Source organism: Nocardiopsis sp. iso_25, assembly GCF_056173305.1.
Window position 1 is genome coordinate 4,623,869 of sequence record NZ_CM149667.1, and the last position, 12,989, is coordinate 4,636,857.

Annotated in this window: 7 protein-coding genes; 1 reads left to right on the forward strand and 6 read right to left on the reverse strand. The window is 72.1% G+C overall.

Annotated features, from left to right (window positions below; genetic code table 11):
- Positions 1-14 precede the first annotated feature (14 nt).
- A complete protein-coding gene (gene gltB / locus AC0VX6_RS19880) occupies positions 15-4,565 on the reverse strand; it encodes a glutamate synthase large subunit (protein ID WP_475465566.1) in 4,551 nt (1,516 codons plus the stop codon).
- 588 nt (positions 4,566-5,153) lie between these two features.
- Between gltB and AC0VX6_RS19885 the strand changes: the two genes are divergently transcribed.
- Positions 5,154-6,920 (forward strand): bis-aminopropyl spermidine synthase family protein, encoded by a 1,767-nt coding sequence (locus AC0VX6_RS19885; protein ID WP_475465568.1) that lies wholly within the window; start codon positions 5,154-5,156, stop codon positions 6,918-6,920.
- A 227-nt stretch (positions 6,921-7,147) separates the two neighbouring features.
- Here AC0VX6_RS19885 and AC0VX6_RS19890 read toward each other — a convergent pair whose 3' ends face one another.
- The 5 genes from AC0VX6_RS19890 to AC0VX6_RS19910 form a co-directional block, all read right to left on the reverse strand.
- A complete protein-coding gene (locus AC0VX6_RS19890) occupies positions 7,148-8,191 on the reverse strand; it encodes a hypothetical protein (RefSeq protein WP_274974130.1) in 1,044 nt (347 codons plus the stop codon).
- Between the two features lie 158 nt (positions 8,192-8,349).
- Positions 8,350-9,594, reverse strand: coding sequence for a hypothetical protein (locus AC0VX6_RS19895; RefSeq protein ID WP_274974131.1), 1,245 nt, complete (start codon positions 9,592-9,594; stop codon positions 8,350-8,352).
- 94 nt (positions 9,595-9,688) lie between these two features.
- The gene (gene lgt / locus AC0VX6_RS19900) at positions 9,689-10,801 is read right to left on the reverse strand and encodes a prolipoprotein diacylglyceryl transferase (RefSeq protein WP_475465570.1); all 1,113 of its coding nucleotides are present in this window, start codon (positions 10,799-10,801) and stop codon (positions 9,689-9,691) included.
- 55 nt (positions 10,802-10,856) lie between these two features.
- Complete coding sequence (locus AC0VX6_RS19905; protein WP_475465572.1) at positions 10,857-11,837, reverse strand: DsbA family protein; 981 nt, start codon at positions 11,835-11,837, stop codon at positions 10,857-10,859.
- A gap of 45 nt (positions 11,838-11,882) precedes the next feature.
- Positions 11,883-12,395 (reverse strand): MauE/DoxX family redox-associated membrane protein, encoded by a 513-nt coding sequence (locus tag AC0VX6_RS19910; protein WP_061083013.1) that lies wholly within the window; start codon positions 12,393-12,395, stop codon positions 11,883-11,885.
- Between the last annotated feature and the right edge of the window lie 594 nt (positions 12,396-12,989).

The window sequence follows — 12,989 nt, forward strand, 5'->3', positions numbered from 1 at the left end:
TTCCTCCTCTCGTGTCAGGACTGTGCGGAGGCCATGACGGCCTCGTTGACGTCGCGGCCCTCGCGTTCGGCCTCGGCCTGGGCGAGCAGGACGCGCTTGTAGTCGCGCGGCATGATCTTGGCGATGCGGTCGATCTCGCCGTCGGTGAGGATGCGGTCGGCGACGGCCGATCCGGTCTCGGCGCGGTGGCGGGTGAGGACGTCGGTGAGGAACGCGCGGTCCTCGTCGGTGAGGGCCTCGATCTCGACCATCTCGGTGTTGACGCGTTCGTGGTCCAGGTCCAGGACGTAGGCGATGCCTCCGGACATGCCGGCGGCGAAGTTGCGTCCGGTGCGGCCCAGGACGACGGCGCGGCCGCCGGTCATGTACTCGCAGCCGTGGTCGCCGATGCCCTCGACGACGGCGAGTGCGCCGGAGTTGCGGACGCAGAAGCGTTCGCCGACGACGCCGCGCAGGAGGATCTCTCCGGAGGTGGCGCCGTAGCCGATGACGTTTCCGGCGATGATGTGGTCCTCGGCGACGAGCTGGGAGGCGTTGTCGGGGCGGACGATGACGCGTCCGCCGGACAGGCCCTTGCCGACGTAGTCGTTGGCGTCGCCGGACAGGCGCAGGGTGACGCCCCTGGGTACGAAGGCGCCGAAGGACTGGCCCGCGGATCCGGTGAAGGAGACGTCGATGGTGTCGTCGGGGAGGCCGTCGGCGCCGTGGCGCTTGGTGACCTCGTGTCCGAGCATGGTGCCGACGGTGCGGTTGACGTTGCGTACGGGCAGTTCGAGGCGTACGGGCTGGCCGAAGTCCAGGGCGCCCTCGCTGAGCTGGATGAGGGTGTTGTCCAGGGCCTTCTCCAGGCCGTGGTCCTGGAGGCGCTGTCGGACGCGGTGGTCGCCGGCGCGGGGTTCGACCTCGTGCAGGATGGGCGACAGGTCCAGGCCCTGGGCCTTCCAGTGGGTGACGGCGTCGGCGGTGTCGAGCAGGTCGATGGAGCCGATGGCCTCGTCCAGGCTGCGGAAGCCGAGCTGGGCGAGGTACTCGCGGACCTCCTGGGCGATGAACTCGAAGAAGTTGACGACGTACTCGGCCTTGCCGGAGAAGCGCTCGCGCAGGAGCGGGTTCTGGGTGGCGACGCCGACGGGGCAGGTGTCCAGGTGGCACACGCGCATCATGACGCAGCCGGAGACGACGAGGGGTGCGGTGGCGAAGCCGTACTCCTCGGCGCCGAGCAAGGCGGCGATGACGACGTCGCGGCCGGTCTTCATCTGGCCGTCGGCCTGGACGACGATGCGGTCGCGCAGGCCGTTGAGCAGCAGGGTCTGCTGGGTTTCGGCGAGGCCGAGTTCCCAGGGGGTGCCCGCGTGCTTGAGGGAGGTCAGCGGCGAGGCGCCGGTGCCTCCGTCGTGGCCGGAGATGAGGACGACGTCGGCGTGTGCCTTGGACACGCCGGCGGCGACGGTGCCCACGCCCGCTTCGGAGACCAGTTTGACGTGGACCCGGGCGGAGGGGTTGGCGTTCTTGAGGTCGTGGATGAGCTGGGCGAGGTCCTCGATGGAGTAGATGTCGTGGTGGGGCGGCGGGGAGATGAGTCCGACGCCGGGGGTGGAGTGGCGGGTCTGGGCGACCCACGGGTAGACCTTGTGGCCGGGCAGTTGGCCGCCTTCGCCGGGCTTGGCGCCCTGGGCCATCTTGATCTGGATGTCGTCAGCGTTGGTGAGGTAGTGCGAGGTGACGCCGAAGCGGCCGGAGGCGACCTGCTTGATGGAGCTGCGCCGCAGGTCCCCGTTGGCGTCGGGGGTGAAGCGGTCGGGGTCCTCGCCGCCCTCGCCGGTGTTGGACTTGCCGCCGAGGCGGTTCATCGCGATGGCGAGGGTCTGGTGGGCTTCTGCGGAGATGGAGCCGTAGGACATGGCTCCGGTGGAGAAGCGCTTGACGATCTCCGAGACGGGTTCGACCTCGTCGACGGGCACGGGTTCGCGCACGCCGTCCTTGAAGCGCAGGAGACCGCGCAGGGTCATGAGCTTCTGGGACTGGTCGTCGATCTGGGAGGTGTACTCCTTGAAGATCTCGTACCGGCGGGTGCGGGTGGAGTGCTGGAGCTTGAAGACGGTCTCGGGGCTGAACAGGTGCGGTTCGCCCTCGCGGCGCCACTGGTACTCGCCGCCGACCTCCAGGCGCCGGTGGGCGCTGGGGTTGGGGGTGTGGGCGCTGCGGTGGCGGATGGCGACCTCCTCGGCGAGGACGTCGAAGCCGACGCCGCCCAGGCGGGAGGTGGTGCCGGTGAAGCAGCGGTCGATGACCTCGGCGCCCAGGCCCAGGGCCTCGAAGATCTGGGCTCCGGTGTAGGAGCTGACCGTGGACACGCCGATCTTGGACATGATCTTCAGGACGCCCTTGCCGAACGCCTTGACGGTGTTGCGGACGGCCTGGTCGGCGTCGACGCCGCCGAGGCGTCCGCGTTCGACGAGGTCGCGGACGGTGGCCAGCGCCAGGTAGGGGCTGACCGCGGAGGCGCCGTAGCCGATGAGCAGGGCGACGTGGTGGCATTCGCGCACGTCGGCGGCCTCGATGAGGAGGCCGACCTCGGTGCGGGTCTTCTCGCGGACGAGGTGGTGGTGGACCGAGCCGGTGAGCAGCAGCGACGGGATGGGCGCGCGGTCGGTGTCGGCGCCGCGGTCGCTGAGTACGAGGATGTGGGCGCCGTCGGCGATGGCGGCGGAGACCTCGGTGTTGATCTGCTCCAGGCGTGCGGAGAGCGCGTCGCCGCCGCCTTCGACGGGGTAGGTGCCGTCGACGGTGAAGGTCCTCAGGGCCGGGTTGTCCTGTCCGGCGGCGACGATGGCGGCCAGTTCGGCCTGGTCGACGACCGGGGTGGGCAGGACGAGGCGCTGGGTCTGGCCGGGTGCGGCGTCGAGGATGTTGTGCTCGGCGCCCAGGAGGGTGGCCAGGCTGGTGACCATCTCCTCGCGGATGGCGTCCAGGGGCGGGTTGGTGACCTGGGCGAAGTTCTGCGAGAAGTAGTCGAAGAGCTGGCGGGAGCGTTCGGAGAGCGCGGCCACCGGGGTGTCGGTGCCCATGGAGCCGATGGGTTCGGCGCCGGTGCGGGCCATGGGGGTGAGGATGACGCGCAGTTCCTCCTCGGTGTAGCCGAAGACCTGCTGGGCGCGCTGGAGTTCGGTGACCGGGGCGGGCTGGGCGTCGGGCAGGTCGGCCAGGCGCAGGACGCCGGTGTCGATCCATTCCTGGTAGGGGTGCTGGGCGGCGAGTTCGGCCTTGATCTCCTCGTCCTCGACGATGCGCCCCTGGGCGGTGTCGACGACGAAGATGCGGCCGGGCTGGAGGCGTCCCTTGCGCACGACGGTGGCGGGGTCGATGTCCAGGACGCCGGCCTCGCTGGCGAGGACGACGAGGCCGTCCTCGGTGACCCAGTAGCGTCCGGGGCGCAGGCCGTTGCGGTCCAGGACGGCGCCGACGACGGTGCCGTCGGTGAAGGACACCGAGGCGGGGCCGTCCCAGGGCTCCATGAGGGTGGAGTGGTACTCGTAGAAGGCCCGGACTGCCGGGTCCATCTCGGTGTGGTTCTCCCAGGGCTCGGGGATCATCATGAGCACCGCGTGCGGCAGGGAGCGTCCGCCCAGGTGGAGCAGTTCCAGGGCGTCGTCGAAGGACGCGGTGTCGGAGTCGTCGGGGTCGACGATGGGGAAGATCCGGTCGAGTTCGCCGGGGATGAGGTCGCTGGCGAGCTTGGCCTCGCGCGCCCGCATCATGTTGCGGTTGCCCTTGACGGTGTTGATCTCGCCGTTGTGCGCGACGTAGCGGAACGGGTGGGCGAGCGGCCAGGACGGGAAGGTGTTGGTGGAGAAGCGGGAGTGGACCAGGGCCAGGCCGGAGGCGTAGCGCCGGTCGGACAGGTCGGGGAAGAACGGCTCCAGCTGCGGGGTGGTGAGCATGCCCTTGTAGGCGATGGTGCGCGGGGACAGGCTCGGGAAGTAGACGTCGCTCTCGTGCTCGGCGCGCTTGCGCACGCAGTAGGCGTGGCGCTCCAGCTCGATGCCGGTGAGGCCCTCGGTGGCGGTGCCGGGGGTGCCCGTGATGAAGAGCTGCCCGAAGTAGGGCATGGCCTGGCGGGCGGCGGGGCCGCTGTACTGGGGTTCGAAGGGCAGTTCGCGCCAGCCGAGCAGGGTCAGGCCCTCTTCTGCGACGATGGTGTTGATGCGTTCGACGGCGGCTGCGCGCTCGGCCGCGTCGGCGGGCAGGAACCCGATGCCGGTGGCGTAGGCGCCTGCGTCGGGCAGGGCGAAGTCGCAGACCTCGGTGTAGAGCTCGTGCGGGATCTGGGTGAGGATGCCCGCGCCGTCTCCGTCGTCGGGGTCGGCGCCGGAGGCTCCGCGGTGGTCGAGGTTGCGGAGTACGGTGAGCGCCTTCTCGACGATGTCGTGGCTACGACGTCCAGTGAGGTCGGCGACGAAGCCCACACCGCAGGCGTCGTGCTCGAAAGCGGGGTCGTACAGGCCCTGGGAAGTGGTCTCGGGGTTCGTTCGGACGGACGAACGCCGCACCTGGCCAGCAGGCATCTACCCTCCTGTCGTCTTGCGTCGGCTTCGTGAAAAGCGCATCCGGGACGACGTTGGCCCTGCTGCGTGCGGATGGAGTTGTGTCGCCGCGTGGTGCGGCGGTGACCGTCGTGTGGGCGCCGTGGCCGCCTCCGTGGTGCGGCCACGTCCTCGTGGTCGCCGGTGGCGGGTGGGGTCGCCCGTGACGGGCAGGTTCCCTTATACATGCTGGTCCAGCCGCGACGTTAATCGCAGGTCTAGACCATGTGGCGCCGCGGTGCGCCGGTGGCCCCTGGCCGCGCCCGGGTGTGTGCGGGCTCGGGCACGGTCCGGGAGAGGTTCCCGGTGCGGGCTGGCCTAGCGGGTTTTTCCACGAGGGAACCCCGCTAAACCTCCCAAAGAGGCCGAAACACCAACCTCGGAGGTCGGGAACGTCACTTCGGGCATGCGGGCGCAACACGCCGCACGCCCACATTACCCCGGTGTTAACCGCGTCCCCAAGGGGTCGGGGGGCGGGTCCGCGAGTGATATCCCCCTCACCGGTCGGCGCCGCTGACCTGGGTGGCGGCGGGCCGCGCGACGCCCCGGCGCGCGTGGGACGATCGGTGCATGCACGCGACTCCTCCGGGCCCGGACGGCCCCCCTTCCGCTGCCCCCGGGCGGATCACGGGTGCGGACGGCGACTCCGCCCGCGCCGACCGCTCCCTTGACGGCCCGCCGCCCCTCCCCGAGCCCGCCGCGGAGCTGCTGCGCGGCCACAGCGTGGACGCGCCCCGGCTGCGCCGCGTGCTGGCGCTGCTCTCGGACGGGCGCGAGTGGGAGGCGAACGCGCTGGTGCGCGCCAGCGGCGTCGCGTACGCGCTGGTGTCCTCGCTGGTGGCGGCCCTGACGGAGGCCGGTGAGCTGGCGCCCGGGGACGGGCGGGGCCGGGTGCGCCTGGTGCGGCCCGAGCGCTACGCGGGCGCGGCCGGGGAGGAGCCCGCCGACCCGGTGGCCCACCTGCTCCCCCGCTACTCCCGGGCGCTGGCGGAGCTGGCGCGGGCCGTGGAGGAGGGGCCCGCCTCGGACCTGGACCTGGACCACGTCGCCGCGACGGCCGAGACTGCGCTGCGCCGGGCGCTGCTGCTGTCCACCAGGTTCGACCTGCGCGACCGCACGCTCCTGTGCGTGGGCGACCACGACCTGACCTCGGTGGCGCTGACCCTGGTCTGCCCGGGCGCCCGCGCGCAGGTCGTGGACATCGACGAGCGCGTCCTGGCCCACATCGACGCCCTGGCGGCCGATCTGGGGCTGGCGGTGCGCACGCACGCCGCGGACCTGCGCCTGGGGCTGCCGCCCGCGGTGCGCGGCGGCGCGGACGTGGTGTTCACCGATCCCCCCTACACGCCCGACGGGGTGGAGCTGTTCGTGCGGCGCGGTGTGGAGGGGATGGCCGATCCCCGCCGGGGCCGGGTGCTGGTGGCCTACGGTGCCAGCGAGACCACGCCGCGGCTGGCCGCGGCCACGCAGGCGCGGCTGGTGCGGATGGACCTGCTGCTGGAGGCGGTGTGGCCGGACTTCAACCGCTACCACGGGGCCGAGTCGATCGGTGCGGCCTCCGACCTGTACGTGCTGCGGCCGCTGGCGCGCGCGCTGCCCGCTCCGTCGGGCGAGGTGGCGCGCGTGTACAGCCAGGGTGTGAACGCCAAGGAGGCCCGGGGCGGTCTGGACGCCGACCGGGCCCGCGCCGTGCTGGACCGGGTGGCCGGGGAGGCCGGTGGCGCCGGGGAGGCCGCCGCTGACCGCGCGCCGACTCTGGTGGGCGCGTGGCCGGGCGAGGTCGCCGGGTCGGGGCGGGTGCGCCTGTCCACGTGGCTGGAGGCGCCCGGGCAGGGCGGCGGCCGCGCGGTGGTCAATCTCACGGGCGGGTGGGACCGCTGGGCGGCGCGCGCGGCCCTGGCCGCCGCCGGGGACACCGTGTACGTGCTGGTGCCGTCCTCGGCGGCGTGCGTGCGCGACGAGGCGGGGCAGCGGGGGCTGCGCGCCCTGGTGGAGCCGCGTTTCGGGGTGCGGTTCCTGCGCGGGTTCGGCGCGGACGGCCTGACGGCGGTGCGGCTGACCCGGCGCCCGGACGCGGACTCGGCGGTGGAGCGGCTGCTGGTGTACGTGCAGGAGAGGGCGCACGGCACGCTCACCGCGACCCTGCGGGCGGGGCTGGTGGAGGTGTCGGCGCGGCTGGCGAAGCCGGTCAACAAGCGCACGGCGCGCCACGCGGTGGCCGCGGCGCCGGAGTGGGTGTCCGGGCACACCCTGCTGGACCTGCCCGAGCACCGGTTCGGTGAGCTGCGCGGGGTGGCGGCCGACCTCCTGGAACGGGTCCAGGCGCCCCCGTCCTGATCCGGTGTCCGGAAAGGCCCTCCCACCCGCCTTCTTCGCCGTGATCTCGTACCTGTAGCGAGTCTCGACCGTCCAGCCTCGTTATAGGTACAAGATCACCGCAGGTCAGGACCCTTGCCTCACACCAGTAACGGTTCCGGCCAGCCGACGGGCTGCTGCGTGCCCGTCCCGGAGACAGCGAAGGGGCCTGCGGCGGTGCCGCGGGCCCCTTCGTGTGTGCGGGGGGATCAGCCGGTGCCGGTGGTTCCGGGCAGCTCCGTGCCCGTGCCCTCGTTGCCGGTCACACCCTCACCTTCGACGCCGGTGCCGTCGGTGCCCGTTCCGTCGGTGCCCAGGCCCTCGGTGCCCGTGCCCTCCGTGCCGGTTCCCTCGGTCCCGGTGCCGTCGGTGCCCTCCGTCGTCCCCTCGGTCCCGCCGCCGGTGGTGCCCTCCTGCTGCACCATGCGCCGGTAGAGCGGGTCGCGGAAGTTGGCCAGCGCCACGAGCGGCCCGGACAGGCTGACCCTGTCCTCCACCGACTCCGAGTCGGTGGGCTGCACCCACACCAGGACCAGGTAGTGGCCGCTGACGACGGCGTCGCTGGCGCTGTAGCCGCTGCCCAGGCGGTCGAAGGGCTCGGCGCCGGACGGCGAGAGCACGAAGCCGGGGTCCTGGGCGCCCTCCCCCTCGGGTTCGGCGAGGGCCGCGGCGACCGCGCGGCTGCCCTCGACGTCGGCGAGGTTGAACACGGCCACGACGCCGAAGTAGGTGTCGGACACGTAGGTGGCGCGCCCGGCCTGGGTGCAGTCGGCCTCGGCCAGGGCGGTCTTGGCGGGTTCGCCCCACACGGCGGCGGCGCAGTCCTCGGCCAGGACCGATTCGCCCAGGGTGAAGTCGATGCTCTGGCTGGAGATCTCGGAGTTGCGGTCCCCGAACAGCTCGTTCTCGTTGAGGGGGCGGCTGTCGGCCTCGCGGGTGGCGAGCACCTCGTTCATGCTGCCGGCGTCGACGACCCGGTACGCGGCGGGGCGGGTCTGGGGGGCGGCCTGCCCCTCGCCGCCCTCCCCCGCGTTGAGGTACAGGAACACGCCGAGGGCGATCAGCGCCACGACCAGCACTCCGGCCACGATGGCGATGAGGGGGCCCAGGCGCCTGGACTCCTTCTTCCTGCGCCCCCCGGCCCGTCGGCGCCCGCCCTCCCGGGAGGAGCGCCCCTCGGGCTCGGTGTCGGGCTCGCTGGTCTTCCTCCGGCGCCCCGCGGGTCCGGACGCCGACGGTTCAGAAGGGGACACCCAATGGACCTTTCCTCGGATGCGGTCCGGCCCGCGCGTACGCGGGCCGGACCGGTGTGTTCGGGGGTGTGTGAGGCCGGGAGTCCTCTCCGCGCCTCGTGTGACCTCGGGTCGGTCTGTCGCAGATCCTATCGGGGCCTCCGACAGGCCGGGACAGACTACTCCTCGGCCTGCTCCGCCGCCTGGTCCACGGCCACGACCTCCTCGTAGACGTAGCGCGCCGCGTTCATGGAGGCCACGCTCAGCGTCGCCATGTCGGTGTTGTCCCCGGGCGGGGAGCCGTCGGTGTCGGCCACCCAGAACACGGCCAGGTAGTGGCCCATGACCTGGGTCGTGGCCTGGCTGTAACCGTCCCGGAGGCCGGGGACCTCGTCGCCGGTCTGCGTGAGCAGGAACCCGGCGCCGCTCTCGGCGTTGGTCGGGTCCAGCTCGCGCTCGACCTCGGCCGCGGCGTCGGCGTTGGCCAGGTCGAACAGGGTGAACTGGGCCACGTGCTGCTCGTCGCCGTCGGTGTACACGCCGGAGGCGGCCTGGACGCAGTTGGCGTCGATCAGGCTCTGGCCGAGTTCCTCGCCCCACACCAGGGAGGTGCAGGAGTCGGTGATCGAGCCTTGGCGCAGTTCCAGGTTCACGTCGTCCAGACCGATCTCGCGGACCGGGTCGAAGACGCTCTCCTCGGTCATCGGTTCGGTGCCCTCGGGGCGCTCGTTGATGGCGCCGAAGACGTCCTCGCGGTTGGGCTCGGACAGGTACAGCTCCGGGGTGAGGGTGCTGTGCCCCTCGGGCGGGGCCACGACCGTGTCGTCCCCGCCCGCGACGGCGCCGCCGTTCCCGGCGAAGAGCTGGTAGGACAGCAGGCCGAGGAGGGCGACCAGCGCGAGGCTGAACGCTCCGAGCAGGAGGCCGAGCACGGCGGTGCCGCGCTTGCGCTTGCTCTGCTCGGCGAGGGTGTACACGATCTGGTTGGGGCGGTCGCCCAGGACCGAGACCCTCTTGATGGCGGCGGCGGAGAAGGCCGAGACCTTGTTCACCCCCGTGGCTCCGGCCCGCCTGCCTCCGGCGGCCCGGTTGCCCGGGGCCCTGCGGCGGGAGGAGCCGCGGGCCCCGCGCCCCTTCCTGCGGCGCGAGGCGCGGCCGCCGGTCTCCTCGGCGCCGTCCGCCTCGGCGCCGTCGGCGCCCTCTTCCTCGTCGTAGGCGTCCTCGTCGTAGGACGCGTCGTCATAGGGTCCGTCGTCGTAGCCGTCGTCGGCGGGGCGGGTGTGGCCGTACTCCGCGGAGAAGTCCTCCTCGGGGTCGTACGCCTCCTCGTCCCGGTCCAGGATCTGGTCGTCGGCGCGGTCCTCGGTGCGGGCGCTTTGGGCGCGGCGGCCTCTGCGGCCGTACCCGGACTCAGCTCTGCTCACGGTCTTTCTCAATCGTCAACCCGTGGTCTGCTCGAAAGGTACAGGGGCCCAGATGCGTGTCCGGACACGGCCGGTCCACGTGGCTTCCCTGTGTCTACTCGGGCTTCGTCCCGGGTTCGGTTCCCGTGTCCCCGGCGTCCCTGTCGGTCGAGCCCTCGCTACTAGATCGTTCAGGGCTCGGGTGGTATTCCGTCCCCGCCTCCCGTGAGCTGGAGCTTTGCGAACCGACACGCGATTCCTCGCTGTCCAGGGCGCTGTAGACGGTGCTGTCGTCGCGCGTCTCACCGTCGGTTGTGGGCCCGAACACCTGGGTTCCGGCGTCGTGGCCGTGGGGGACGACGGCGCTGGAGAAGGAGTCGATGCGCCGTCCGGCCCACACGAAGTAGGCCAGGGCCGCGAGGAGGACCAGGAGGGAGGTCCAGTTGTTCAGGCGCAGGCCCAGGAAGTCGTTGGCCGGGTCCACGCGCAGGTTCTCGATCCAGAAGCGGCCCGCGCAGTAGCCCGCGACGTAGAGGGCGAACAGGCGCCCGCCCTGGAGGGAGCGCTCGTAGCGCCGTCCCGCCCAGGCCAGCAGGACGGCCAGGCCCAGGCACCACAGGGACTCGTAGAGGAAGGTGGGGTGGTAGGTGCTCACGCCCAGTTCCATGCCCGGGCGCAGGGCGCCGTTGGGGTAGGGGGTGATCTCCACGGCCCAGGGCAGGTCGGTGGGCCTGCCGAACAGCTCCTGGTTGAAGTAGTTGCCCCAGCGGCCCAGCGCCTGGGCCAGGGGGAGGGTGGGGGCGATGGCGAAGGAGAGCTTGGACATGGACAGGCCGCGCCTGCGGGCGACCAGCCACACGCCCAGGGCGCCCATGGGGATGGCTCCCCAGATGCCGAGTCCGCCCTCCCAGATGTACAGGGCGCGGATGGGCTCGCGGCCCTCGGCGAAGTACAGTTGCGCGTCGCTGATGACGTGGTAGAGGCGTCCGCCGATCAGGCCCAGGATCACGGCCCACACGGCCATGTCCATGATGGTGCCCTTCTCACCGCCCATGGCGGCCCAGCGCCGCTCGCTCCACAGCACCGCGACGATGACTCCGGCGAGGATGCACAGGGCGTAGAAGTGGATCTGCAGCGGCCCGATGGGGATGGAGTTGACCTGCGGGCTGGGGAAGGCCGCGAGGGCCCGGCCGAACTCGACCGCGCCCTCCGTGGCTGTCGACGACAATGTCACTGGTCTGCTCTCGGGTTCGCCCCGCGTGCGGGGGTGTCTTCGGGGATGGCTACTCCGCGCCACCCCCGTCGCCTGTGGGTTGGGTGTCGACCTCGCCGGGCTCCGCTGAGGCGATGGCCTCGTTGAGGCCCCGGGCGGTCATGGCGGTGTCGTTGTCGAGCAACTCACCGTTGATGTAGACGGAGGGCGTTCCGCGGAAGGCGTTGTCTCCGCTGTAGCGAGTGTAGGCGTTCCCGGTGGCTTCGATGATCTGGCCCGTGTACGTCCCCTCCAGGAAGGAGGGGTCGTGGCCGTGCTCGGCGCCCCAGGCGAGCAGGTCGGAGAGCACCATGGTGGCGAGGGTCTCCTCGCCGATCTGCGCCGCGGCGTCCTCGGTCAGGGCGGGCAGGAACTCCTCGGTGAACCGGGAGACCACGGCGGCCTCGTCGTCCACCCGCTGGTCGAACCGCTCCTGCTGCTCCGGGGTGGGGTCGGTCTCGGCGAACCACTCCTTGAGCTGGTCGACGGTGAAGCCCTCGGTGCGCTCGGTGGGCTGGTTCTCGAAGAGGATGTCGTTGTAGCGCACGAACCGGTCGTGTTCGGCGGCGGCGCGGGCGGCGGCCCCGGCGCGCAGCGAGTTGCTGCTCAGGGGCACCGGCTGCTGGGCGAAGATGCTGACCGGCCGGTAGTGGACGATGGCCTCGCCCTGTGCGGCGTTCTCCTTGAGGACGCCGCCGTTGAGGAGTTCGAACTGACGGCAGGCGGGGCACTGGTAGTCGGCGTAGACCTCGACGACGGGGGCCGAGGCGCCCTCCTGGGCCATGACGACGCTGCCGTCCTGCTGGAGGGTGGTCGGCGCCAGGGCCCCCTCGTACTCGCCGCTTTGGCGGTCGGCGTTGAGGGCGGCGTAGCCGATGCCGACGATGAGCAGCACCACCGCGGCGGCGGCGCCCACCACGATGAGGGTCCTGTTGCGCTTGGCTTTGCGCTTGTCCCTCTCCCTCTGCTCCTTGAGTTTCTCGCGGGAGCGCCTGCGCGCTTCACTGCCCATGTCTTCCCCTGTTCCTCACTGCTGGATACGGTCGGCCGTCCGGGGTCACCGGAAGAGGCCGAGGGCGCGGTCGACGGCGAAGGGCGAACGCGGCCAGACCGCGACGAAGGCGCCCATCGCCGCGAAGGCGATGTCGCGGGCGATGGAGAGCCCGTAGGTGGTCTCCTCCGGGTCGACCTGGCCGCCGCCGCCGAAGCAGCCGCAGTCGATGCTCAGGCCCCGGGCCATGGCGGAGAGGATCCCGGCTATGAAGACGACCATGAGCAGCGCGCTGACGGCGCCGACGTAGCGGGTGGCGAGCCCGACCAGGAGCAGGGCGGCCAGGGCGAGTTCGAACAGGGGGAGGGTGTAGCCGATGAACAGCGCGACCTCGGCGGGGAAGAGGTCGTAGGCCTCGACCGCCTGGACGGACAGGGCCGGGGGGAACTTGGAGACGGCGGCGAAGACCAGGACGGCGGCCAGTCCGACGCGGCAGGCGAGGCTGAGCCAGGGCTGGACGGCCTCCCAGCGCGATCCGGGCGCGGGTCGGGTGGCGGGTGTCTGGTCGGTGGTGTCCATCACTGCGGCCTCCGGGGAGTGAGCGGGCGGGTCATCGGATGTGCGGGGCGGGTGCCCCCGTCTGCGGGCGGGAGCGGGAGCCCCTGCCTCCTTCCGTTCGGTGCGGCCGTGGCCGTGGCGCCCGCCGGAGCGGACGCGGGTCCTTCCATGGAGTCGTCGCCGGGCCGTGCAAGGTTCCCGGGATGCGGGGATGTGGCCACCGCCACCGCGCGCCGCCGCCCGTCCCGTGCGCGTCCGGGGCGGACACGGCCCGAAGGGGCGGTCGCGCGTCGGAGGAGGGAGACCCCGCGACCACACTGCGTGGGCGAGCCGTCGCCCTTCGCATCGGGTCAGATCCTACTGCTTGTGTTGAGTGCGTGACGCTGTGTCCGGGATTTCGGGCGCAGCGAGCGGCCTCCCCCGGGGCGGAGGGCGCCCCTCTTCCTTCATGAGTACCTCGTCAGAGGGGTGGCGGGAGGCTCTCCGGGGACTCTCTCACCCGATTCTCACCGGCTTGACCGTCGCCTTACCCTGCGCGGCGGTGCGGGGCCCGCGGCACGACGAGGGCGGGGGCCGTCCCGTGGACGGCCCCCGCCGGTGTTCACGTGTCCCGCC